The following is a 22,930-nucleotide window of genomic DNA, read 5'->3' as shown; positions in this document are numbered from 1 at the left end:
GCTCTACAGGACGTAATGCTTTCAGACTCTTTAGATAACACCGCTTCACGCACCACCACAACAGACTCAAAGCCTGGCCGGCCCCGCCGCCTGCTGCTCAAGTCGGGCGTCTTTCTCGCCGTCGCCGGCCTCGCTATCGGCGGCGGCTTCGCCATCAACTCGGAGGTCGTCGCGCAGGAACGCGTCGCCTCGATCGCCGCGGCCGATGCAGCGGCCACCGCCGCCGCCGACCAGGAGCACGATCGACTGCTCACCAACCTCGCCAAGAACTCGGCCTCCGCAACGCTCGACGACGCCAACATCGTGCTGGCCGCGAGTGTCGACAAGGTCGACACCACAGCGCTGACCGAGGTCACCAGCTCGCTCGCATCGTTCCAGGTCTTGCCGCTCGGCGACATCGAAACGCTCACCGCCCAGGCCCAGACCGAAACCGCGTCGGTCGAAGCCGCCGCGGTCGAGGCCGACCGGGTCGCCGCCGAGGTGGCCGCTGCCGAAGCCGCCGCTGCTGCCGAGGCCGCAGCCGCCGCCGCCGAGCAGGAACGCCAGCTGATGATCGCCAACGCCAACACCCCGGGTGGTGCCCGCGCCGTCGCCGCCGACATGGCGTCGTCGAAGTACGGCTGGGGCGGCGCACAATTCTCCTGCCTCGACAACCTCTGGCAGAAGGAGTCCGGCTGGAACTACGCGGCCGTGAACTCCAGCAGCGGAGCGACCGGAATTCCGCAGGCTCTCCCGGGCAGCAAGATGGCCTCGGCCGGAACCGACTGGGCCACGAGCGCCACCACGCAGATCAGCTGGGGCCTCGAGTACATCAGCTCCTCGCGTTACGGCACGCCGTGCGCGGCCTGGTCGCACTCCCAGGCCAACAACTGGTACTAGACGCGCGTCCGCTCGCCGGTCACGGCTGAAACCGTGACAGCAGCGGGGTCGCGACGACCGCGAAGACCAGCACGTTCAGCACCACACTGCCCCAGAAGGCCCGGCGAAAGCTGGCCTTCTGGGTTTTGTGGCGCAACGTCTGCTGGGCGATGATGGCCCCCGGCCAGCCGCCCAGAAACCCGAGAAGCAGCAGAGTTTTCTCGGACACTCGCCACCGCCCGGCGACGGCGGCGCGCTTGTCGATGGCATACGCCACACAGCACACCACGCTGGCCACGGCATAGACCGCGGCGACCCAGAGCGGCACCGGCCAGAAGACGCTCCCGACGAGCGCCGCTCCAACGAAGACGACGATGGCGAGGTAGCTCACCGAGCCCGAGCCTGAGCGTCGGCGCGCGCGCGGCCGTATGGGGCGTTTCGGTGCGGAAACCATGACTCGAGCGTAACGGCTCGGCCGCGTCGACCGACGGCGCTTCAGCCATCCGGCGCTTGAGCCAACCGGGTCTCAGTCAACCGGGTCTTCAGCCATCCGGGTCTCAGACATCCGGGTCTTCAGCCATCCCGGTCTCAGGCAACCGGGTCTCAGCCGGCCGGGTGCCAGGCGGCGACGGATGCGACGGTGCTGAGCACGACGCGGCCCGCGGCATCCGCCAGCACGATCTGAAAACTCGGGGCGCCGACCGTGGTGGTGACGCGCAGGACTGCGGTCGCGGCGCCGGCATCCCAGCGCAGTTCGAGGGTCGCTGCGTTCGGGGACGACCAGGAGAATTCGCCCTCGAAGGCCGGATGCGTGGACCGCAGCCGCACCAGTGCGAGCTGCGCCCGGGTGATCTCGCTCGTGAGGGCCTGAGCGATCTCGGCGGGGGAATATGTGTGCCGGTTCACGTCGCGGCCAGTGCCGGTGCGGGCGAAGAGGGCGGTGTCGTCGAGTCCGCCGAACAGGCCCACGTAGTAGATCTGGGGGCGACCGGGCAGGAAGAACTGCACCGCGCGGGCCAGCAGATAGGAGACCGGGTCGGCGCCGAGCACGCTGAAGAACGTCGCATTGATCTGGTGCGGCAGGCTCGCCCAGGCCGGAACGACCGAGGCCAACCTTGAGTGCCCGCCGGTCAACCGCTCGGCGCGCGCGAAGATCGCGGCCATCTCGTCGTGGCTCAGCAGGTCGGGCAGGTCGGGAGGAACGGGCGTGGGGGACGTTCCCATCAGTCGATTCATCTGTGCCAGGGCACGCTCCAGGGCGGGTTCGGGGGCTTCGGGCCGCGCCGTCGCGGCCGGGCCGGCGTCGATGATGCCGATGCCGTCGTGGGTGTCGAGCACGGTGATGGTGTTCGTCGGCCTCACCGCGAACCAGGTTTTCAGACGGTCGACCGTTCCGGTGCCGAGGGAGTGCAACAGCAGCGGTGCGAGGGCGAAGTCGTAGACCAGGTCGGCGATCTGCGCGATCGCAATCTGCTGGGTGTGGTGGGCGTGCACCTCCACGAGTACCTCGAGACCTTCCGCGTGGGCGAGGTTGGTGATCACCCGGGCGAAGTCCAGCGTCTGCGGGGACATGAAGCTGTCATTCTCGGCCGACTTCACGGCGTACCCGACGGCGTCGAGCCGCACGGTGGTGACGCCGCCGGCCGCCAGGGCGCGCAGCACCCGGCGCAGGTAGGCCCGCGCCGCCGGATGCCGCACGTTGAGATCGACCTGGGTCGGCAGAAAGGTGGTCCAGACCAGGTAGCGACTGCCGTCGGCGCCCTGGAACGGCGTGAAGGGCAGCCCGGGCCGTGGCCGGTAGAACCCCGTGATCTGCTCTTCCGTGGCGCCGTCTGGGAAAACCGTGTCGAAGCGCAGAAACATGCCGGCGTGCTCAGAAGCGTCGCCGTTGGCCAGCCAGTCAGTGAATTCGTGGGACGACGACGAGACGTGGTTGACCACGAGGTCGGCGGTCAGGCCGCGCCCGCCGGCGCTGAGGGCGCGCAGGTCGTTCCAGGTGCCGAGGCGCGGATCGACGCTCGTGTGATCGATCGGGTCGAAGCCGGCATCCGCTCCGTCGAAGGGAACGTAGAACGGCAGCACGTGCACGCCGCCGAAGTCGCGCAGCGGACCGTCGAGCAGGGCCCCCAGCGCCGGCACCGAGCCGCCGAGCCGATCGGCGTACACGAGAAGTTCGACAGCGCCCACGGTGTCTCCTTTGTCGGCGCCAGACTACCTCGCCGGGCACCTTCCGCGCGGGATTGTTAGAGGGCGGGGTCCATCGAGTTGAGGTGGCAGGCGTCGTTCCACATCTGAATGACGTGGTTGTCGCGTTCCCAGCCGAGCGTCGATACCGTCGCGGTGCCGAGGCTCAGGTTTTTGCCGCCCTCGGCCGGCAGCCCCACCCAGCGCGCCGCGAGGATGCGCAGAAAGTGCCCGTGAGCGAAGACGGCGACGGGGCCATCCGCTTCTTCGCTCGCCGCGATGACCCGATCGGCGCGGTGGCCGACCTCCTCGACCGTTTCGCCGTTCCAGATCGGATGCGTCCACACCGACCAGCCGTCGATCTTCAGTCGAATGTCGTCTGTGCGCAGGCCCTCATAGACGCCGTAGTCCCACTCGAGCACGTCGTCGCTCGGCACCGCCTGGGCGCCGTAGCCGGCGCGTTCCATGGTCTCCCAGGCTCGCACGAGGGGACTCGACCAGACGGCCGCGAACTTTTCGCCGTCGAGCATCTCGCCGAGGGCATCCGCTTGCTGGCGGCCCAGGTCGGTCAGCGGTATGTCGGTGCGCCCGGTGTGCTTGCCGCTGATGCTCCACTCGGTCTGACCGTGTCGAACCAAAACGATGTTGTTCTCGGCCATGAGCCTGCTTTCTGTCGTGCAAGTTTACGTCGCACGATCAGGATGAGCCGTGGCGGAAGAGTGTGGCGGGCTTGCCCACGACACCGGGCCGATGGGAATCCGTCTCGACCAGCTGGTCACGCATGTGCCGCCGAAAGGTGTCTTTGCCCAGCCGCTCCCCGGCGATCGTCTCGTGCAGCCGCAGCAACTCATAGAGCGTGAACTCGGTGCCGAGCAGCCGGTCGGGGTCCGCGTGGGTGCGATAGGACTGACGCAGGGTTTCGACGGCCATGCGCAGAATCTGGGCGTGGTCGCAGACCAGATCGTGCGCGTCGTGCGCATCGTGCCAGGGCGTCAGCACGGTGCTGCCGGCGAGCACGGTGTCGGCGACGGATGCGGCGGGCACCGTCACGAGGTGCGCCACCGACATCACCCAGCCGCGATCATCCCGGTGCGGGGCATCGAAGACGTGAAGCTGTCGAGGGTGTACCCCCTCGATGCCGGCCTTCTGCCGCAGCGACCGCAGCACCGCCAGCGCGAGCGTCTCGCCGGCGTGCACGAAGGTGCCGGGCAGGCGCCATCCCTCGGCGTTCGGCACGAGCACCACGCAGAGGGCGCCGTCGGCGACGGTGAGCACGGCCGTGTCGACGGCCACGCTCGGGCGTTCGAAGTCGGTGAGAGGCGCGGAGGCACGTTTCTGGGCGGAATCGCGATTCGCGGACATCCTCTATTGTCTCAGAACTGAGTCATCACGCGCCGGATTCCCCGCCCTCGCGGTCGGGTCCGGCGATTCCGGGGCAATCCGCCCGAATTGCTCGCGCTGCGGGCCGGCAGAGCGCACACTGGCAGGGAGCGGGGGAGAGGTATGCAGAGATGGAATCGGGGCGAAGGCCCCGATCTTCCGCTGGCGGAACGTTTTCTCACGGCCCAGATGTGGTGGGTCGGGAGTGAATTGGTGCGCCGTCATCCGCACCTGCTGATGACGATGACCGACGTGGATGCCCGCTCCGAGCCGGCGGGCCTCGAAGAGTGCGAACGGCGCTGGCTGCTGCGCGTACACGATGAGGGTGACGACATGCAGGTGCAGTTCGACCTCGCCGAGGGGATCGAATACCGGGTGGCCGGGTCGCCGCAGACCCTCAGCTGGCCGCAGATCTTCGCCGCCGTCGGCCCCCTCGACATTGTCGTGCAGCTCGAAGCGGCACTGGGCCTGGACAGCCCCAACGTCACCTCGGCAGCGACCCCGCACACCCTCGTCTACCGTGTGATTGCGAGCGCCCTGGCCACCGCCCTCGACGACCCGCACGAATGGTGCGCGGTGCCCGCCCCGATCTCCGTCGCCGACGTGCCGGGCAGCCCGGGCGGGCCGCTCTTTGAGGGGTTCCCGTCAACGGCGGTGCCGCGCGGACTCTACGCCCGCACGTATCTGCTGGCCGAGCACCGGGCCCAGTCGACCCTCTTTCGCCAGCCGTTCTGGGCGCTGCTGCGTGACGACGAGCCCATTGCGATCTTCGACACCGCGGGCGTCGTGCACACCGTGCTGGGGTCGACCGCGCTGCTTCCGTTCTACGAGGAATGCGGCCGGGAACTCGCCCTCATCACGGCACGCATCCTCGGCCCGTACCTGCCATGACCGGGCGAGTCGTAGGCTGGTATTCCACCCACTGAGTCTGAGACAGGTGTCATGAGGGTAATCAGCTATAACCTCCGCAAGAATCGTGCCAGCGGAGAACTCCTTGCGTTGTCGGAGCGGTACGACCCCGATCTGCTGTGTCTGCAAGAGTGCGACACCCTGGATCTCCCCGCCGAGGTCGGCCTCATGCACCTGGCCGATTCCACCCAGCGCAACCGGCTCGGCCTGGCCATCTACTACCGCAAAGACCGGTTTGAGGCGATCAAGACGCAGTCTTTCGCGCTCAAGAAGTCGCTGCACGACCTCGTGTTGACTCCGGCCCACGAGCGCCTGATCGGTACCCGACTGGTGGATACCGCCGCGCAGCGAGAGATCGTCGTCGCCTCCTTTCACGCCGCGCCCCTGACCGCGCTCAACTCGTTGCGGCGCAATCAGATTCGCACGGCCCACGAAGAACTGCACGAGCTCGGGCCGGGGCTGCCGACCCTGATGGTGGGCGACTACAACTACCCGTACTTTCGGGCCAAGCTCGGCGACAAGGTCAACAAGAGCGGGTACGACCTCACCTTCAGCGATACCAAGACGTACACCCGCTACAAGTTCTTCAGCGGACACTTTGACCTGGCCACCTCCGTGGGCCTCACGATCGACAACGTCGAAACGCTGCCGATCGGCCTGAGCGACCACAAGCCGATTCTGGTCACTTCCTCGTATCCCGAGCAGCTCGCCGCTCACCCGAGCGTTGCCGACGCCGAATTCACGATCTGACCGGGTCGCCGCATCCGCCCCACCCGATCTGACCGAAGGACTCAGCGTGCAGAAGAATGATTCAGCGGGCCAGCCCGTGCTCGACGGGCGCGTCTTCGACGCGGTGCTCGACGGGCGCGTCTTCGACGCCGTGCTCTTCGATATGGACGGCACCCTCATCGACTCCACACCCGCGGTGGTGCGGTCCTGGCTGCGCTGGGCGAGCGAATTCGGGGTCGACCCGTCGTTCCGTGAGCGCGGTCACGGCCTGCCGGCGCGGGCGCTGCTCGCCTCCCTGGTGGCGGCCGAGCAGGTCGAAACGTCGATCGCCCGGGTGCTCGAACTCGAACTGGCCGACACCGACGACATCGTCGTGCTGCCCGGCGCCGCCGCGCTCATGGGGTCGATTCCCGAAGCGCGCCGCGCGATCGTCACGTCGTGCGCGCGTCCGTTAGCGGATGTCCGCCTCGCCGCCACCCGGTTTGCCGCCCCGGCCGTCGTGGTCACCGTCGACGACACGCCCCGCGGCAAGCCGCACCCGGACCCCTACCTCGAGGGCGCCCGCCGCCTCGGCTTCGACCCGGCCCGCTGCCTCGTGATCGAAGACGCCCCGGCCGGTTTGACCGCGGCGCGCGCGGCAGGATGCGCCACGATCGGTGTCACCGGCACGCACGCGGCTCACGATCTCGACGCCGACCTGGTCGTGGCGAGCCTCGCCGACCTGCGCGTGAGCGTCACGCCCGACGGCCTGCTGCTGCACCACCTGCCCGCGTAGGATTCGCGCACTCGTTCCGCGGCATCCGCTCGGGGCGCAGGTTTGTTACGCGGGCGCAGTTTCTATACTGCGCCCGCGTAACAAACCTGCGCCGCGAGGTACCGGGAGCCCGCGTGCCCCCCATCCGGGATCGGCAGCGGACGCGTCGACACCGACCACCGAATCAACGTAACGTTGGGAGGTGAGGTGGAGCCGACGTTTCTCGGCGAGCCGCCACGCGCACACGAGAGGTTTTGACTTGGACGACGAGTGTATCCACGGGCTTGAGGGCGAACTCTGCGCCTCCTGTTTTCCCAAAGCCGCCCCCGTTCCGGCCCTCGTGGTGAAGGCGCCGCGCGCGAGCCGAGCCAAGCTCTCCTCGCTGCGGGACCCGCGCCCGACCGCGCTGAGCGCGACCACTGCGGCCCGCACCGCGGCGAAGTCCCCTGGGCGTGCCGCCCCCAAGACCGCCGTCGTGCGGGAGCCGCGTACGACCGCCGCTGCGCGGTCGACAAGTGCTCGCATTGCCGCCGACAACGTGGGTGAACAGCGCATTTACCACGTCACCCACGTGCGAAATCTGGCCTCGATCCTCGAACTCGGTGCCCTGCTGGCCGACGCGAACGACAGCTGGGACAGCCACCCGGCGATCGACATCTCCACCGCCGACACCCGCGCGGCTCGTCGCGCCGCGGTCGTCGCCGGCGACGGCAGCGCGAGTGTCGCGAGCTACGTGCCGTTCTTTCTCTCGCCGAACGCCGCCCTCTGGCAGAGCGTGCGCGCGAACACCGCCGACCCGCGCCTCGAGCTCGACCCGCTCGGCTCCGACGCGGGCGACTTTGTGATCCTGGTCAGCACGGTCAAGACCGTTCTCGCCGGCTGCGCCGACGCGATCGACGCGGATGAGTCATCCGTCACCATCACCGACGGTGACGCCGCCGGTACCCTGACCCGCTTCGCGTCGACCGCCGCCGCGGCCGACCGCATGCTGCGCCTGCTGCGAGCCAACCCCGACTCCGATGCACTGCAGAACGCCGAACTGCTCGTGGCCGACGAGTTTCCGTTCGAACTGGTCACCCTCGTCGGCGTCACCAACGACAAGGTGCGCGACGTCGTGAAACCCCTCTTCGCCGGATCGTCCTTTCGCCCGAAGGTCGTCGTGTACCCGCCGTGGTTTCTCGCTCTCGAAGAAACCACCGAGTAGCCTCGCCCGCGCGAGGCCCGTGCGGGGCCCGTTAGACCACGCCGAGGGGCAGGTGCTCGCCGACGGGCAGTTCGACGCGCACGGAGTCCCCGGGCAGAACGGTGCCGCCCGCGATAACGATGCCCATGATGCCGGCCTTGCGCACGACGTGACCGGCGGCATCCGTGCCGATGAGGGTCTTCATCAGGCCGCGCTGGTAGCCGTTGATGAGGCTGCACGGGCTGCGCAACCCGGTCACCTCGACGATCGCCGCCGTGCCGAGGTGCAGCCGGGCGCCCAGCGGCAGGGTGCGCAGGTTGAGGCCGTGCGTCGTGACGTTCTCACCGAGTTCGCCGGCGGCGACCGTGAAGCCCGCCGCCCGCAGGTCATCGAATAGTTCCGCCGCAATCAGGTGTACCTGGGTCAGGTTCGCTCGGGTCGAATCTTTCTTCACCAGATACCGGTGTTGCGTGGTCGCGCCCGCGTGCACATCGCCCTCGACGCCGAAATCGGTGAGCAGACGGATGCTCGCAACCGCCGGTTTGCTGAACCGGTGCCGCTCATCGCGGCTCACCGAGACGACCGTGCCGTGGGCTGAGGGCGTGGCGCTCTGGGTCATGGGATGATTCTGCCACCTCGACGACCGGACCCGCGCCGGACCCGCGCCGGACAAGCCTCGACCGTGTCGGTCGGCGGTGCTATGGTCGCGTCGCAGGCGGCCCCGCCGGCCCGGCCCCCAACCACATGGAGAGGACATCATGCACGCCTCCGACACACTCAGCGCCAACCTCCAGTCCGTTCTGGTCGACTTGATTGAGCTGCACGTGCAGGGCAAACAGGCCCACTGGAACATTGTCGGCACGAATTTTCGTGACCTGCATCTGCAGCTGGATGAAATCATTGATGATGTGCGGGAGTTCTCCGATCAGGTCGCCGAGCGGATGCGTGCCCTCGACGCCCAACCCGACGGACGAACCGAGACGGTCACGGCGACCACGCATTTGCCGCACTTTCCCGCGGGTGAGGTCAGCACCTCCGACGCGGTCGGCCTGATCACCGAACGTCTCGACGCGACCGTCGCCAACATCCGCTCGGTGCACGATGAGGTCGACGACGAAGACCCGACCAGCGCGGACATTCTTCATCTCTTCATCGAGAAGCTTGAGCAGCACGCCTGGATGGTCAGCGCCGAAACCCGCAAGCCGCGTAAGCTCGCGGCCGTCAAACAGGCGAAGTCCGCCTCGGGGCGCGGCTCCCGAAACAGCGACTAGCGCCTCGACGGCGCTTTCGATACCTCCCGGGCACCAACGACTTGAGGAGTACCCGTGTCGACGCAAACGGATATACGGCCCGGCAGCGCTGCCGCGCGGCCGGGCCCGCGAGGTCCTCAGCCGGTGCGTCTGCCGACCGTGACGGCGGCAGTGACGGCGGCAGTGGCGGCGGCACCGCCCGAACGCTCGTCGCTCGGGGCGGTCGTGACCGAGGCCGCGGCCGTGCGCGGTGACCCCGGTCGGGCGTTGGCGCTGGCCGCAAAGCTGGGCCGGTCCGTTCCCCGCATCGGTGATGGCGACACCGCCACGCTCTTCGAGACTCTGGCGAGTCTCGGGGCCATCGACCTGACCGCCGCGCGGGTGGCCGAGGCGCACTTCGATGCCCTCGCCATTCTGAATCAGGCCACAATCGATCCGAGCGGGCTCTTCTCGATGACCGATTCGGCGACCGGGGTCTGGGGCGTCTTCGCTGCCGAGGCGGGCGGCATGCGACTCACCGCCGCGCCGTGGAGCGGCGCGGCTCCCGAGGCCGTGGGCCTGGACGCCGGGCCGCGGCCAGCGGCGCGGTGGCGGCTCGACGGTACGAAGCCGTGGTGCTCCCTGGCGGGGTCGATCACGCACGCTCTCGTGACGGCGCACACCTCTGACACCGAGCGACGGCTGTTCGCCGTCGACCTGCGCCAGCCGGGTGTGGGCGTGCGCACCGGGGGCTGGGTGGCTCTCGGCCTGCCGAGAGTGCCGAGCGGCCCCGTTGACTTTGCGGCCGTCGAGGCCCGGCCGATCGGTGCCGACGGCTGGTATCTGAGCCGCCCGGGGTTCGCGTGGGGCGGTATCGGCGTTGCGGCGTGCTGGTTTGGCGGGGCCGTCGGCCTTGCTCGTCAGCTGTATGCCGCCGAGCACAGACCGCCGAACCACGCCCCCGATCAGGTCGCCCTCGCGCACCTCGGGGCGATCGATGTGTTGCTTTCCGCGTGCGCGACCACCCTGGCGCAGGCCGCAGCAGCGATCGACTCCGGTGCCGCGACCGGCGTCGACGGTGCGCGGCTGGCGGCCCGGGTGCGCGGGCTCGTCGCCCGCACGGTCGACGAGGTCATCTGCCGCGTCGGCCACGCGCTCGGACCGACTCCACTCGCCTTCGACGCCCGCCATGCCCAACGGGTCGCCGATCTGCAACTGTACGTGCGTCAGCACCACGCCGAACGAGACGATGCGGCGCTCGGACGGTTGTTGCTCGCGACCCGGGGGCACTCGGCCGAGGGTGATGCGGGCACACCATGGTGAAGTTCACCCACACCGACGATGGCACCCCCGAAGCAGACTGGGCGGCCGCCGATCTGCCGGCCACTCTGCCCGCCCTCACCCTCGAGGGCGTCTCACGGCTGGTCGTCGTGGCGGCGCATCCCGACGATGAAACGCTCGGGGCCGGTGGCCTCTTGGCCAGGGCTGCGCAGCTCGGGCTGCCGATCGTGACGGTGGTGCTCAGCAGCGGTGAGGCCTCGCATCCCGACTCGAGAACGCACACGCCGCCGCAACTCGCTGCGCTGCGTGAGGCCGAGGTGACTGCTGCCCTCGCCGCGGTGGCGCCGGCGGCCCACGTGGTTCTCGTTCAGCTGCCCGACGGGCAACTGTCTGACTACCTCGACGAGGCAACGCGGGCGATCACCCACGCGATCGACGGAGGCGGGCCGGACACCTGGGTGATCGCGCCGTGGCGCTCTGACGGTCATCCCGACCATACAGCGGCCGGCGATGCGGCCGCCGCCGCGGCCGCCGATGCGAACGCTCGACTGCTCGAGTACCCGATCTGGGCCTGGCACTGGTCCACCCCTGGCAGTGATGTCTGGGCCGGAGTGTGGCCGAGCGTCTGGCCGCAGGGTGCCACGCTGAGCGTGCTTGCTCTGAGCGACGCGGAGCAGCAGTCGAAACGGCTCGCGCTGTCTGGCTTTGCCAGCCAGACCCGGAGGCTCTCACCCCAGCGCGGTGACGAGGCGTTGCTGACGGCCGGGTTTCTGGCCTACTTCGGGCGCCGGTACGAAACATTCATCGAGACGTCGGTGGCCCTCGCCGGCACGGAGCTGGCGCACGCGGGGCAGGGCGCCGCGTCGGCACCGCAATCGGCCGTGTCGTCGGCGGTGTCGGTCAGTGCGACCGACCTCGAAAGTGCGACCGACCGCGAAAGTGCGGCCTACCTCGAAAATGCGGCCTACCTCGAAAATGCGGCCGAGGATGCGCGCAGCGTCACGGCACTGCACGGGGCGATGGCCGAGAACCGCAGCCTGACCGAGCCCTACTTCGACGACCTCTACGCCGGCACCCGTGACCCGTGGGGGTTTGAGTCTCGCTGGTACGAACGCCGCAAGCGCGCGCTGACCCTCGCCGCCCTGCCGCGGGCTCGGTTTGGTTCGGTGCTCGAACTCGGCTGCTCGATCGGAGTGTTCACCGAGCAGCTCGCCGGTCGCGCCGACGCCGTGATCGCCGTCGACATCAGCGAGGAACCGCTGCGGATCGCCCGCGAACGGTTGGCCGGGCATCCGGAAATCGTCTTCGAGCGGCTGACCATGCCGCGGGAGTGGCCGCCCGGTTCCTTCGACCTGATCGTGCTGAGCGAGGTGGGCTACTACTGTTCCACCGCGGACCTGCGCCGATTGCTGGAGCACTGCCGCTCGAGTCTCACCGCCGACGGTGTTCTGCTGGCGTGTCACTGGCGGCATCCGGTGGAGGTGTATCCGCTCACCGGCGACGCGGTTCACGCCCAGCTCGCCCGGGTCGTTGGCCTGCAGCGCACCGTTCACCACGTCGAATACGACTTCATCCTGGAGGTATTCGAACCACGCCCGGCACGCTCCGTCGCCCAGCGCGAAGGTCTCGTGTCGTGACCGTGCCGGTGCGCATCGATGGCGTAGGGGTGATCATCCCGGTGCGCAACGAAGAGTTGCTGCTGCCGCGCTGCCTCACGGCGCTCGCCGTGGCCATCGCGGCGGTACGGGCCGCGCCCGCGCTCGACCGACCGAGGGTGCAGGTCGTGATCGTCCTGGACCGCTGCACCGACGCCTCCGCGAGTGTCGCCGCCGACTGGCCGAAGTATCTGCCCATCGTGAGCACCGCGGCAGCGGTCGGAGCGGCTCGCCGTGCCGGTGCCGCGCGGCTGACCGCCGGCCTTGCCGGTGCTTCGCTGCGTCACCTCTGGCTCGCGACGACGGATGCCGATTCCGCCGTTCCTCCGAACTGGCTCACGACCCAGCTCACCTTTGCCCGAAACGGTTCCGAGCTCGTACTCGGAACCGTCGTGCCCGACACCGAGTTGTCGTTCGAGCAACGGCAACGGTGGATGCTGCGCCACAGAGTCGGCGAAGGGCATCCCTACGTGCACGGCGCGAACCTGGGGGTGCGGGCCGACCGGTACGTCGACGCGGGCGGATTCGCCTGCGTCGACACCGACGAAGACGTACGGCTGGTTGCCGCGCTGCGCGCCGTTCCCGTCGTCGAGGCTCGCACCGCGCTGATGCCGGTGCTGACCTCCGGGCGTCTGACAGGGCGCGCACCGGCCGGGTTCGCCGGCTTCCTGCAGGCACAGACGACGGATGCCCGGGTACCGTTGCGCTGATCAGGTGCCATAGATCTCGAGCGGGAGGCCGTCGGGGTCGCGAAAGAAGAACATGTCTTTGTGGGTGTTCGGGTCCACCCGTAGTTCTTCACAGTCGATGCCCTGGCCGAGCAGTTCGGCCCGGGCCGCCGGCACGTCATCGACCTCGAAGGCGAGGTGACGCAGGCCCAGGGCCTCCGGGCCGCTGCGACGCGGCGGAGTGTCGGGAAACGTGAACAGCTCGATGATGTAGCTGCCGTTGAGGGCGAGCTTGCCCATCCAGGACCGCCGTTCGGCCCGGTAATACTCGGCCTCGAGGGTGAAGCCGAGCACGCTCTGGTAGAAATCTTTTGAGACGCCGTAATCGCTCGCGATGATGGCGATGTGGTGCACTCCGTTGATCCGCATGGTCCCAGTCAACTACAGCCTGTCGAATCTGCGTGGCAGGATGAGCATATGACTTATGTGCCCTCCGACGCCCGTTACGAGTCCATGACCTATCGCCGCGTCGGCCGCAGCGGCCTGAAACTCCCGGCCATCTCGCTCGGCCTCTGGCAGAACTTCGGCGGTGACACGGCGTTCGAAACCCAGGGCGCCATTTTGCGCCGCGCGTTCGACCTCGGCATCACCCACTTCGATCTCGCGAACAACTACGGCCCTCCGCCCGGCAGCGCAGAGACCAACTTCGGCCGTCACCTCGCGAAAGATTTCACGGCCCACCGTGACGAGCTCGTCATCTCCACCAAGGCCGGCTACGACATGTGGCCGGGGCCCTACGGCAACCACGGATCCCGCAAATACCTGCTCTCGAGCCTCGACCAGTCACTCGGTCGGCTCGGCGTCGACTACGTCGACGTCTTCTACTCCCACCGCGCCGACCCCGACACCCCGCTCGAGGAGACCATGGGGGCACTGCACACCGCCGTCACGAGCGGGCGGGCCCTGTACGCCGGTATTTCGTCGTATTCCCCGGAGCGCACCCGGCAGGCCGCGGCCATCCTCGCCGATCTCGGCACCCCGCTGCTCATTCACCAGCCCTCGTACTCGCTCTTCAACCGCTGGGTCGAGGACGATCTGCTCACCACCCTCGAAGACCTCGGCGCCGGCTGTATCGCGTTCTCGCCGCTGGCGCAGGGGCTGCTCACCGACCGCTATCTGAACGGCATCCCGGCGGACTCTCGGGTGGCCCGCGACGGCTCCGCGAAGAAGACGATGCTGACCGATAAGGCGCTTGCGAGCATCCGCGGCCTGACCGAGATCGCCGAGAGCCGCGGCCAGTCCCTCGCCCAGATGGCCCTGGCCTGGGTGCTGCGCAGCCCGGAGGTCACCTCGGCACTGGTGGGGGCATCATCCGTCGCCCAGCTTGAAACCAACGTCGCAGCGCTCAACAACCTCGCGTTCAGCACCGATGAGCTCGAGGCCATCGACGAGCACGCCAGCGACAAGGGAATCAACCTCTGGGCGGTTTCGAGCGCCGTCTAGGCGAGCGGGTAGACCAGCCGCGTCTGCCACGCCGCTGGGTCGGGGCTCTCGGCCGGGCCGATGACGTATTCCTCCCAGCTCAGCGAGGCCGCGGCGAGGTGCTGTTGGCAGATCCAGTCGGTGAGGCGCTGGTGGGTCTCGCCGATGGTGTCGTAGCCGCCGGTGTGCACGGCGACGACGGCTGGCCCGCCCGGCAGGTCTTCGATGACGGATGCCGCGCGCGGCGTGGCGAGGGCGGCCACCCTGAACCCCACCGTCACCTCGACCGAGTCGGTGATGACGCCGTGGTAGACGGCCGTCGGCGGTCCGAGAATCTCGACTCCATGGTCGTCCATCTCACGGGCGACCGCGTCAAGCGTGGGACGAAAATACTCGCTCAGTGAGGCGACCGGCACGGTGGCGTGATACCCGAGGATGCGCTGGGGTGCGAGCGTGACATGTTCAAAGTTCATCGGATTCTCCCACCGGTCGACACCGATACTGTAGCGCGGCGAACGTCAGACCGCGTCGGCTGCTGCGCGGCGTTCGAGCAGCCAGCGGTCGAATTGAGCCGCCGGTAACGGCCGGGAGAAGAAATAGCCCTGGCCCACATCGCAGCCCAGCCTGGTGAGTTCGGCCAGCGCTTCGGCGTTCTCGATGCCCTCGGCAACCATCGGTACCTCGAGGCTGTGTATGAGTCCGACCGCCGCCGCGACAAGCGCCGCGGTGCGCGGGCACTCCATCATGGGCATGACGAAGGACTGATCGAGCTTGATCTCATCGATCGGAAGATCACGCAGGTAGGCGAGCGAGCTGTAGCCGGTGCCGAAATCGTCGATGGAAATGCGGATGCCGCGCTGTCGGAGTCTGCCGAGAATGGCCTGCGCGCGCGGTCGGTCGGCGATCAGAAATTCTTCGGTGATCTCGAGCATGAGAAGCTCGCTCGGCAGGCTGCGAGCGGCGAGCAGGTCGCCGATCCAGCTCGCGAGGTGGTCGTCGGCGAGCGATCCGGGCGCGAGGTTGACCGAGACGGTGAGCGGATGTCCCCGGTGCTGCCAGCGCGCGGCGTGATCGAGGGCCTGTCCCATCACGATGCGGGTGAGTTCGTCCATCAGCCCGGACTCCTCGGCCAGGCCCAGAAATTCGCCCGGCCCGAGCACGCCGCGGGCGGGGTGGTTCCAGCGCACGAGCGCCTCGGCCCCAATGACCGTGTCGGTGGCCAGATCGACCTTCGGCTGGTAATACACCTCGAGCTGGCCCTCGTGCAGCGCCAGACGCAGCTCCTGCAGGGTACGCAGACGTTCGGCGCCGTGCTGGTTGTCGGCGGCCACATAGACGTGCGGTCCTTGATTGCTTGCCTTGGACCGGTACATGGCCGTGTCGGCCTTGCGCAGCAGCTGGCTCAGATCGCGGCCCTGTTCCGGATGCAGCGCGATGCCGATGCTGACGTTGGTCTGCAGAGTGATTCCCTGCAGCAGGAGCGGTTCGGCGACGGCCTGACGCAGGCGCTCCGCCACCGCGATGGCGCGCTCCCGGTCGGCGTCGGTCAGCAAAATACCGAACTCGTCGCCCCCGAGCCGACCCACGAGGTCGCCCGCCCGCAGCTGGCTCGCGATCTGAGCTCCCACCGCATTCAGCAGATGATCACCGGCCTCATGGCCGAGGCTGTCGTTGAGCTCTTTGAAGCGGTCGAGATCGAGCATGAGCAGGGCGTGCGGCCGATCCGCGACCAGCCGATCCATGGCATCCGCTCGAAAAGCGCGACGGTTGAGCAGCCCGGTGAGGTCGTCTGTTCTGGCGAGACGGTGGGCGATCTGTTGGCGGTAGGCCACCGGGATCGTCGCCACGACCAGGCTCAGCCCGGCCAGAATCAGGGGCAGCGGGGACAGCGCGGTCTGAGTGCCGAGCAGCAGCACGCTCAGCCCGGCGATCGTCGCCGCGACCGGGGTCAGCACGGTCCACCAGGCACTGTTCAGGTTGTGCGGTTTCGGTGTGTCGTGGGCGAATCCGTGCACCCAGAGCGTGATGACGGCGAGGCCGATGGCCCAGCCGGCGTCGAGCACACTGCCCACCATGTACTCGCCCGTCGGCAGGCCGAGGGCGTAGACGACGTCGGCGGCCGCGAAGATGAGCACGCCGAGGGCCAGCAGAATCCAGCGCCGGCCGGCCTGGCGGGACTCCGACGTGATGATCGCGGCGATCGCCGCGACCAACAGCAGGTCGCCGACGGGAAACAGCAGCCCGATCACGGTGTCGACGCTCGCGGGTGCGCCGGCCGCGCTCACCGCGAAGCTCAGCACCGGTTCGAGCACGACAGCGAGAACCGCGGCGGCACCGAGCGAGACGACGACCGTGTCGAGCAGCACGGGCCAGCCGAGGCCGTGCAGGCGCCGGCGCACGAGCACGCTGAGCGCGGCGAGCAGAAACACATAGAACAGCAGATAGCCGACGTTTGCGACGAGGGGAGAGGAAATTGCCGAGGCACCGTTGAGCGACAGGCTATAAACGGTGTCGGCGAAGACCGTGCTGCTGACCGCAACAGCGGCCAGGGCGATTTCGGGCCTGCTGTGGCCGGCGCGCTTGACCGCGAACCAGCAGACGAGCACGCAGAGAACGGCGGGAACTGCCGACAGCCAGCCGGTGAGGCTGGCCGTGATGCTGCGGCCGGGCCCGGTCAGGGTCAGCAGGTACGTCGCGAGGCTCAGCCACATCAGGCCCAGCAGCACGAATCCGACCGGGTTCGCGATGTGGCGCGCCGCGCCGCGCTGAATCACCGCGACCGCGGCCGTGATCGGGTTGGCCGAAGACCAGTCGGTGAAAAGGCCGTCAGTGAAGAGGCCGTGGCGTCTGTCGGGGCCAACGCGGTTGTTGCGGTGCACGAAGGCCCTTCTACATCGCGATCAGCCTACCGTCCCGGGACCCCCCGTAGGAGTTCGATTTACGCGCGTGAGCAGTTTTCGCGCGTCCCGAGTCCGGGAAGTGCGAAAAGTGCTCACTCGCGGGGGTGGGCGGGGGCCTCCGTGTCGAAAAGGCCGCGGATGTCGTCGGCGGTGAGGTCGGCGCTGAAGACCGCGTCGTCGTCGATGACGGCGTTGAAGAGCTGCGCCTTGCGCTCCTTGAGCGCCATCACCTTCTCTTCGATCGTGCCGGTCGCGACCATGCGGTAGACCATCACGGTGCGGGTCTGCCCAATGCGATGGGTGCGGTCCACGGCCTGCGCTTCGGCCTGCGGATTCCACCACGGGTCGAGCAGAAAGACGTAGTCCGCCTCGGTGAGGTTGAGGCCGAAGCCGCCGGCCTTCAGGCTGATCAGAAACACCGGCGCGGTACCGGTCTTGAACGAGTCGATGACGGCCGCCCGATCGCGGGTCGAGCCGTCGAGGTAGCAGTAGGCGATGCCCTGCGCGTCGAGTCGGGCCGCCGCCTTCTTCAGGAACGACGTGAACTGGCTGAAGATCAACGCCCGGTGCCCCTCGACGACGTCGTCGAGCTGGTCGAACAGGGCGTCGAGCTTGCTCGACGGCACCCCGGCGTACTTCTCATCGACGAGCGACGGGTCAAGGCTCAACAGGCGAAGCAGCGTCAGCGAGCGAAAGATGATGAATCGGTTCTTGTCGAGGTCGTCGAGCAGGCCCAGCAGCTTCTGCCGTTCGCGCTGCAGAAACGTGTCGTACAGCTTCAGATGGCGTGGGTTCAGATCGACGCTCAGGCGCTGCTCCTGCTTGGGCGGAAGCTCCGTCGCGACGAGTTCCTTGGTGCGCCGCAGCATCAACGGACGGATGCGCCGCCGCAGCCGGGTCAGCACGTGCGGGCTCTCGCCGCGCTCGATCGGGCGCAGGTACTTCTCGGTGAACCGCCGCGCCGAGGGAAACAGCCCGGGCGCCACGATGCTGAAGAGCGCCCAGAGGTCCAGCAGACTGTTTTCCATCGGCGTACCGGTCAGCGCGAGTTTGAACGGGGTATCGAGGTCCCGCGCGCAGGCGTGCACCTTCGCGGTGCTGTTTTTCACGAACTGGGCCTCGTCGAGAATCAGTCCGGCCCACGTCAACTCCTGATAGGCGGCAAAATCGAGGCGGAACAGCGCGTACGAGGTGACGATGACGTCGGAGCGGGCGGCGGCATCCGTCAGTGCCGCACCGCGCCCCGCGGTCGCCGTGACCGCGTGCACGCGCAGCCCGGGGGTGAAGCGGGCGGCCTCGGTCAGCCAGTTCGAGACGACGGATGTCGGCGCCACCACCAGAAACGGCCGGCGGCCGGTCACCGCGTCGTGCTCGGGGACGTTACCGGGGGCGGTGCGCGGCTCGCGAGTGGCGTGTTCGATCAGGGAGAGGGTCTGCAGCGTCTTGCCGAGGCCCATGTCGTCGGCGAGCACCCCGCCGAGTTGGTGTTTCCAGAGAAAGGCCAGCCAGGCGTATCCGTCGTGCTGATACGGGCGCAGGGTCGCGAGAACGCCCACGGGGAGCGGGACACGGGCGAGAGCGGATGCCGACGCACCGGCCGGGTTCGCGGGCAGCAGTTCGAGCAGGCCGTCGACCGCGGCGCGCCAGGCCTGGGCGGGCAGGGCCTCGTCGGCGAGGTCTTCGAAGTCGCTCCAGAGGCTGGCCTGGTAACGGCTGATGCGCAGGCCGGTTTCCCATTCCGGCAGGGCGCGGGCGTCATCGATCAGGTCGTGCAGCTGAGCGAAAACCGGCTGCTGCAGCGAGAGATAGCTGTTGTCGATGAGCAGCAGCCGTTTGCGGCCCTGCGACAGGGCGGCGAACAGGGTGCTGAACGGCACGGTTTTGCCGTTCACCGTGACGATCACGCCGAGGTCGAACCAGTCGCGCTGGTCGGTTTCGACCGTTGTCACGGTCAGTTTCGGCACGTCGGTGAGTTCGCGGTAGTCGGGTTCGGCGCCGACCGTATCGACCCGCACCCCGCGCAGCGCGCGCAGGTGAGGCAGGATCGTGGCGGCGAACTGTGCGGCGTCGATGCCGCGCAGCGTGCCGGACAGAAGCGGCGGCAGCGCGATCACGGTGCCGCCGGGCCGCAGGGGACTCGGCTCGGCGGGGTCGGCCCGGTCGGCATCGTCAGCGGCGTCAGCGGCGTCAGCGGCCTCGCCCGCGAGAATATGGGCGACCTGAGCCGTGAGCGCACGTTCGTGGGCGCCATCGCGAGTGTCGTCGCCCGGCGCTCCGGCCGGGCCGCCCCGCGTGCCGTTCAGCCCACCGGCCCGCAGATCAGTGAGCACGTCGGCAAATGGCACCTGCAGCACGGTTGATCCGGTGCTGTACTCCCAATGCCAGTCGAGGTGCAGGCTCTGACGCGCGGCGAACCGAATCGTGAGCACCAGGCGCGGCGGCACGATCTCGGGCAGGCGAACCGAGGCATCCGTGCTGGTAATGGGCATTCTGGTGCGCAGCCTCGGATAGAACTCGCCGAGAAACTCATCGACGTCGGGGGCCGGCACCTCGATGGAGGCCGGCTGTCCGAGCAGGCGACGCTGCTCGTGCGACAGCGGCACGCCCGTCGGCGCGAGTGTGAACACGGGCGGGGGAGTGAGCCGATAGCTGTAGAGGCCGTGCGTGCCGATGGCGCCCGCGAACTCGCACGGGTGCGGTTCGTCGTCAATTGTCAGCCGGGTGCTGAGGTGAAGCGCGGTGTCGGCGGCTGGCGCCCGCACATCGAGGCTGACGGAGGCGCCGGATCCGACCGTCACGACCCCGTCCTTGGCGCTCGTGCGCAGGTCGATGCCGAGCGCGGCGCCCTCGGCGAGCAGGTGCCAGAGCAGCGGGCTGGTGAAGTCGTCGAGGTAGAGCCAGTCGGTTTCCCGACTGTAATAGACGCCGCGCAGCGCTCGGTACACGGCCACGAACTCGCAGAACCAGCGGTGGTGCTCACGGTTCAGGTTCAGTGCGGCCGCCTGCGTCGAGAGCTTGCTCCACGCGAGATCGCCGCGCACCCAGCTGCCGCGAGCGTTCTGCAGCAGCGGACGCACACCGAGACGAAAGTCTCCGTGACCGGGCTGCACCCGCGTCACCGTGCGCGCGGTCGGGCCACGCCAGCGCTCTGAGGTGTGCGGGGTCTGCTCTCGCAGCTCGAACTGCAGGGCCATCGAGGCCGGGCGACCGGTCTTCGGGGCCGCCATCATCCGCCCAAAACTCGTCGGAGCGGATGCCGCCCCCGGCCCTGCGGCCACCCCGAGCACGCTTCGCCACGCGGCGGCGCTCTCGGTGGTGCTGTCTATGGTGCTGTCGGCGCCCCTCTCGGGCGGGGTCACGGATTCGGGCACGCTCCATCGTCTCATCCGGGCGCGACACCCGACCGCCGGCCGGCCTTCCCGGGGTTGCGGGGTTGGTTCTTTCGGTGAGGTGCGGACTTCGTGCCTTGGCCTGGCCCGGGAGGGCACGAAGTCCGTACCTCAGTGCCGGAGGGGCTCCACGCTTGGGGGACTGAGGTCTTCCAGCCGGCCAGCGGCATCCAGTGCCAGCCAGCTCGCGATGCCGAGCCGGGCGAGAAAGGCGTCGTCGTGGCTGACCACGAGCAGCCCGCCACGGTACTGGCTGAGCGCGCCGACCAGCTGGTCAACGCTCTGCAGATCGAGGTTGTTGGTGGGTTCGTCGAGCACGAGCAGCTGCGACGGCGGGTCGGCCAGCAGCAGACAGGCGAGCGCGACCCGAAACCGTTCCCCGCCGGAGAGGCTCCGCACCGGCCGGTCCACCGCATCCCCGCGAATCAGAAAGCGCGCCAGCCGGTTGCGGATGTCCCCGGCCGACACCGAGGGAGCGGCCGCGCGCACGTTGTCGAGCACGCTGGCATCCTCCTCGAGCCGGTCCAGCCGCTGGGCGAGGTACCCGATGCGTTCGGTATGTGCCACCGCGGTCGCCCGCCCGGCAGGTGCGGTGATCTGGGCGGCGCGAGAGGGGGCATCCGGCAGCAGTGATTCGAGCAGCAGGGTCTTGCCGACCCCGTTCGGCCCGGTCAGCGCGACGCGCTCCGGACCCTGGATGATCACGGTGCGGTTGGTGCCGCGCAGTTCCGCGAGCCGGCGGGTCGCGGCGACCTCGAGGCCCGGAAGGTCGACGTGAATCTGCGCGTCGGAGCGCACCCGGGACTCGGCGTCGTCGAGGGCCGAGCGGGCGTCGGTGACCTTGCTGTCGGCATCCGCCCGCAGCTTGCCGGCGGACACCTGGGCGTTCGTTTTCAGCTGGTTCATCACGATCTTCGAGCCGCGCTTGTTCTCAAAGTCGGTGCGCGCGTTCTTGCCCCGGTGCGCGAGCTTGGTCTCCGCCTCGATGCGCTGGCGCTTCTCGGTCTTCACGACGTGCTCGGCGGAGCGCTGGGCCTGCTGCGCGGCGGACTGTTCCTGCTCGATGTGCGCGCGGAATGCGCTGTACGGACCGCCGAAGATACTGAGGGTGCCGCCGCGCAGTTCGGCGGTGTCGTCCATGAGCTCGAGCAGGGTCGTGTCGTGGCTGACGACGATGAGGGCGCCCGTCCAGGTACGCACGAGGTCGCCGAGCCGGCGCCGGGCGTCTCCGTCGAGGTTGTTGGTGGGTTCGTCGAGCAGCGTGATCGGGGCGCCGCGCAGCCGCAGGCCGGCGATCGCGACGAGCACCGCTTCGCCGCCCGAGAGTTCACCGACCGAGCGGTCGAGGCCCTCGGCGCTGAGGTCGCCCGCGAACGTGGTGCCCGCGAAGCCGGCGGCCCGCAGCACCTCGCCGGCGCGGGTCTCGATGTCCCAGTCGTCGCCGACCGCCTCGAAATTCGCCTCGGACACGTCGCCGGCCTCGATGGCGCGCAGCGCGTCGACGGTGCCGCGGATTCCGAGCAGCGACGCGACCGTGGCCTGCACGTCGAGCGTGAGGGTCTGCGGCAGGTAGCCGACGTCGCCGTTCGTTGTGATCGTGCCACTCGTCGGGGTGAGCTGCCCGGTCAGCAGGCGCAGCAGGGTGGACTTGCCCGAGCCGTTGAGGCCGACGAGGCCGGTGCGGCCGCGTCCAAAGGTGGCGCTGATGCCGCTGAGGGCGACCGAACCGTCAGGCCAGGTGAGGCCGACGTTGTTCAGGGTGAGGGATGAGGCATGAGTAGACAAGAGGCTCCGACGGTCGTGGTGATGCGCTGACCTCGGCCGCCGTGGCGGAACGAGGAGTCAGCGCGTGAACGCGTAAACGTCGAAGTTCTTCACCGGTTTGTCCTCACTCTGTCTGACACGGGGTGCTTCCGAGAAACGGATGCCCTCACCACTGTCTCAACTCCAGCCCCCTGCCACAAATTCCCCGGGCGCGCGAAGAGTTCGGCGCGCTCAAGCCCGGCGCCGCTGCGCGGGTCTTGCGCCGCTGCGCGGGGGCTGCGCCGCTGCGCGGGTCTTGCGCCACTACGCGGGTACTGCGCCGCTACGCGGGTACTGCGCCGCTACGCGGGTGGCACGCCTACCGCGCAGCGGCGCACTACCCGCGCAGCTCAGAAACCATCCCCTCGACGCGCCGCTGGCGCGGGGGCTGCGCCCCTGCGCGGGCGTTGCGCCACTACGCGGGGGTTGCGCCGCTACGCGGGTACTGCGCCGACCCACCTCGGGGCCTGCGGCGAGCAACGCGGGTACTGCGCCGCTACGCGGGTGGCACGCCTACCGCGCAGCG

20 protein-coding genes are annotated in these 22,930 nt (G+C 68.8%); 10 read left to right on the top strand and 10 right to left on the bottom strand.

Translation table 11 applies throughout. The annotated features are described in order from the left end of the window. Positions 1-15 precede the first annotated feature (15 nt). Entirely contained in the window at positions 16-879 is an 864-nt protein-coding gene (locus E3T55_RS20700) for an aggregation-promoting factor C-terminal-like domain-containing protein (protein WP_241992904.1), read from the top strand. Positions 880-898: 19 nt separating this feature from the next. On the opposite strand, the gene E3T55_RS06160 is transcribed toward E3T55_RS20700, so the two are convergent. The 4 genes from E3T55_RS06160 to E3T55_RS06145 all read right to left on the bottom strand — a co-directional run bounded on the left by E3T55_RS06160 (position 899) and on the right by E3T55_RS06145 (position 4,404). Continuing rightward, positions 899-1,312 carry a DUF1294 domain-containing protein gene (locus E3T55_RS06160; RefSeq protein WP_134518701.1) on the bottom strand — a complete coding sequence of 138 codons (414 nt, stop codon included), beginning with the start codon at positions 1,310-1,312 and terminating at the stop codon, positions 899-901. Between the two features lie 149 nt (positions 1,313-1,461). Further along, entirely contained in the window at positions 1,462-3,045 is a 1,584-nt protein-coding gene (locus E3T55_RS06155) for an alpha-amylase family glycosyl hydrolase (protein WP_134518700.1), read from the bottom strand. Between the two features lie 56 nt (positions 3,046-3,101). Then, positions 3,102-3,701: a histidine phosphatase family protein gene (locus tag E3T55_RS06150; RefSeq protein ID WP_134518699.1), complete on the bottom strand. Its 600-nt coding sequence runs from the start codon at positions 3,699-3,701 to the stop codon at positions 3,102-3,104. Between the two features lie 37 nt (positions 3,702-3,738). Next, positions 3,739-4,404 (bottom strand): NUDIX hydrolase, encoded by a 666-nt coding sequence (locus E3T55_RS06145; RefSeq protein ID WP_134518698.1) that lies wholly within the window; start codon positions 4,402-4,404, stop codon positions 3,739-3,741. Positions 4,405-4,545: 141 nt separating this feature from the next. On the opposite strand from E3T55_RS06145, the gene E3T55_RS06140 reads away from it, so the two are divergent. From E3T55_RS06140 to E3T55_RS06125, 4 genes are all read left to right on the top strand, one after another. Then, positions 4,546-5,313, top strand: a complete 768-nt coding sequence (locus E3T55_RS06140; RefSeq protein WP_134518697.1) for a TY-Chap2 family putative peptide chaperone — start codon at positions 4,546-4,548, stop codon at positions 5,311-5,313. A gap of 51 nt (positions 5,314-5,364) precedes the next feature. Then, the gene (locus tag E3T55_RS06135; protein WP_134518696.1) at positions 5,365-6,081 is read left to right on the top strand and encodes an endonuclease/exonuclease/phosphatase family protein; all 717 of its coding nucleotides are present in this window, start codon (positions 5,365-5,367) and stop codon (positions 6,079-6,081) included. A 46-nt stretch (positions 6,082-6,127) separates the two neighbouring features. Continuing rightward, positions 6,128-6,835 carry an HAD family hydrolase gene (locus tag E3T55_RS06130; RefSeq protein ID WP_241992903.1) on the top strand — a complete coding sequence of 236 codons (708 nt, stop codon included), beginning with the start codon at positions 6,128-6,130 and terminating at the stop codon, positions 6,833-6,835. Positions 6,836-7,073: 238 nt separating this feature from the next. Continuing rightward, the gene (locus E3T55_RS06125) at positions 7,074-8,018 is read left to right on the top strand and encodes a DarT ssDNA thymidine ADP-ribosyltransferase family protein (RefSeq protein WP_134518695.1); all 945 of its coding nucleotides are present in this window, start codon (positions 7,074-7,076) and stop codon (positions 8,016-8,018) included. Positions 8,019-8,049: 31 nt separating this feature from the next. Here E3T55_RS06125 and E3T55_RS06120 read toward each other — a convergent pair whose 3' ends face one another. Continuing rightward, complete coding sequence (locus E3T55_RS06120) at positions 8,050-8,616, bottom strand: MOSC domain-containing protein (protein WP_134518694.1); 567 nt, start codon at positions 8,614-8,616, stop codon at positions 8,050-8,052. A 139-nt stretch (positions 8,617-8,755) separates the two neighbouring features. Between E3T55_RS06120 and E3T55_RS06115 the strand changes: the two genes are divergently transcribed. Genes E3T55_RS06115 through E3T55_RS06100 form a run of 4 tightly spaced genes read left to right on the top strand, consistent with a single transcriptional unit; the run spans position 8,756 to position 12,872 of the window. Beyond that, positions 8,756-9,268 (top strand): Dps family protein, encoded by a 513-nt coding sequence (locus tag E3T55_RS06115; RefSeq protein ID WP_134518693.1) that lies wholly within the window; start codon positions 8,756-8,758, stop codon positions 9,266-9,268. 54 nt (positions 9,269-9,322) lie between these two features. Continuing rightward, on the top strand, positions 9,323-10,549 hold the full coding sequence (locus E3T55_RS06110; protein WP_134518692.1) for an acyl-CoA dehydrogenase family protein: 1,227 nt from the start codon (positions 9,323-9,325) through the stop codon (positions 10,547-10,549). Further along, on the top strand, positions 10,543-12,144 hold the full coding sequence (locus E3T55_RS06105; RefSeq protein ID WP_134518691.1) for a bifunctional PIG-L family deacetylase/class I SAM-dependent methyltransferase: 1,602 nt from the start codon (positions 10,543-10,545) through the stop codon (positions 12,142-12,144). The genes E3T55_RS06110 and E3T55_RS06105 overlap by 7 nt, the downstream gene beginning before the upstream one ends. Continuing rightward, a complete protein-coding gene (locus tag E3T55_RS06100; RefSeq protein ID WP_134518690.1) occupies positions 12,141-12,872 on the top strand; it encodes a glycosyltransferase in 732 nt (243 codons plus the stop codon). Before E3T55_RS06105 ends, E3T55_RS06100 begins: the two co-directional genes overlap by 4 nt. Here E3T55_RS06100 and E3T55_RS06095 read toward each other — a convergent pair whose 3' ends face one another. Next, on the bottom strand, positions 12,873-13,259 hold the full coding sequence (locus tag E3T55_RS06095; protein WP_134518689.1) for a VOC family protein: 387 nt from the start codon (positions 13,257-13,259) through the stop codon (positions 12,873-12,875). It abuts the gene before it with no gap. 48 nt (positions 13,260-13,307) lie between these two features. Here E3T55_RS06095 and mgrA point away from each other — a divergent pair, with 48 nt between their 5' ends. Beyond that, entirely contained in the window at positions 13,308-14,333 is a 1,026-nt protein-coding gene (gene mgrA, locus E3T55_RS06090; RefSeq protein WP_134518688.1) for an L-glyceraldehyde 3-phosphate reductase, read from the top strand. On the opposite strand, the gene E3T55_RS06085 is transcribed toward mgrA, so the two are convergent. From E3T55_RS06085 to E3T55_RS06070, 4 genes are all read right to left on the bottom strand, one after another. Continuing rightward, entirely contained in the window at positions 14,330-14,785 is a 456-nt protein-coding gene (locus tag E3T55_RS06085; RefSeq protein ID WP_134518687.1) for a GyrI-like domain-containing protein, read from the bottom strand. The genes mgrA and E3T55_RS06085 overlap by 4 nt on opposite strands. Positions 14,786-14,830: 45 nt before the next feature. Next, positions 14,831-17,191 carry a putative bifunctional diguanylate cyclase/phosphodiesterase gene (locus E3T55_RS06080; protein ID WP_134518686.1) on the bottom strand — a complete coding sequence of 787 codons (2,361 nt, stop codon included), beginning with the start codon at positions 17,189-17,191 and terminating at the stop codon, positions 14,831-14,833. A gap of 113 nt (positions 17,192-17,304) precedes the next feature. Then, positions 17,305-20,583, bottom strand: coding sequence for a DEAD/DEAH box helicase (locus E3T55_RS06075; RefSeq protein WP_241992902.1), 3,279 nt, complete (start codon positions 20,581-20,583; stop codon positions 17,305-17,307). Positions 20,584-20,712: 129 nt separating this feature from the next. Next, entirely contained in the window at positions 20,713-22,386 is a 1,674-nt protein-coding gene (locus tag E3T55_RS06070) for an ABC-F family ATP-binding cassette domain-containing protein (protein ID WP_134518684.1), read from the bottom strand. Positions 22,387-22,930 lie beyond the last annotated feature (544 nt).

The sequence above is a fragment of the Cryobacterium frigoriphilum genome (assembly GCF_004403305.1).
GTDB classification, from domain to species: Bacteria; Actinomycetota; Actinomycetes; order Actinomycetales; family Microbacteriaceae; genus Cryobacterium; species Cryobacterium frigoriphilum.
Note: the sequence above shows the minus strand (reverse complement) of the source record. Positions and strands in the feature narration are given on the sequence as shown.

What these genes read in the sequence shown, in the direction of transcription:
- E3T55_RS20700 (WP_241992904.1), top strand. Translation starts at nt 16, where the DNA reads ATGCTTTCAGACTCTTTAGATAACACCGCTTCACGCACCACCACAACA.
- E3T55_RS06145 (WP_134518698.1), bottom strand. Translation starts at nt 4,404, where the DNA reads ATGTCCGCGAATCGCGATTCCGCCCAGAAACGTGCCTCCGCGCCTCTC.
- E3T55_RS06085 (WP_134518687.1), bottom strand. Translation starts at nt 14,785, where the DNA reads ATGAACTTTGAACATGTCACGCTCGCACCCCAGCGCATCCTCGGGTAT.
- E3T55_RS06105 (WP_134518691.1), top strand. Translation starts at nt 10,543, where the DNA reads ATGGTGAAGTTCACCCACACCGACGATGGCACCCCCGAAGCAGACTGG.
- mgrA (WP_134518688.1), top strand. Translation starts at nt 13,308, where the DNA reads ATGACTTATGTGCCCTCCGACGCCCGTTACGAGTCCATGACCTATCGC.
- E3T55_RS06120 (WP_134518694.1), bottom strand. Translation starts at nt 8,616, where the DNA reads ATGACCCAGAGCGCCACGCCCTCAGCCCACGGCACGGTCGTCTCGGTG.
- E3T55_RS06135 (WP_134518696.1), top strand. Translation starts at nt 5,365, where the DNA reads ATGAGGGTAATCAGCTATAACCTCCGCAAGAATCGTGCCAGCGGAGAA.
- E3T55_RS06095 (WP_134518689.1), bottom strand. Translation starts at nt 13,259, where the DNA reads ATGCGGATCAACGGAGTGCACCACATCGCCATCATCGCGAGCGATTAC.
- E3T55_RS06140 (WP_134518697.1), top strand. Translation starts at nt 4,546, where the DNA reads ATGCAGAGATGGAATCGGGGCGAAGGCCCCGATCTTCCGCTGGCGGAA.
- E3T55_RS06160 (WP_134518701.1), bottom strand. Translation starts at nt 1,312, where the DNA reads ATGGTTTCCGCACCGAAACGCCCCATACGGCCGCGCGCGCGCCGACGC.
- E3T55_RS06115 (WP_134518693.1), top strand. Translation starts at nt 8,756, where the DNA reads ATGCACGCCTCCGACACACTCAGCGCCAACCTCCAGTCCGTTCTGGTC.
- E3T55_RS06150 (WP_134518699.1), bottom strand. Translation starts at nt 3,701, where the DNA reads ATGGCCGAGAACAACATCGTTTTGGTTCGACACGGTCAGACCGAGTGG.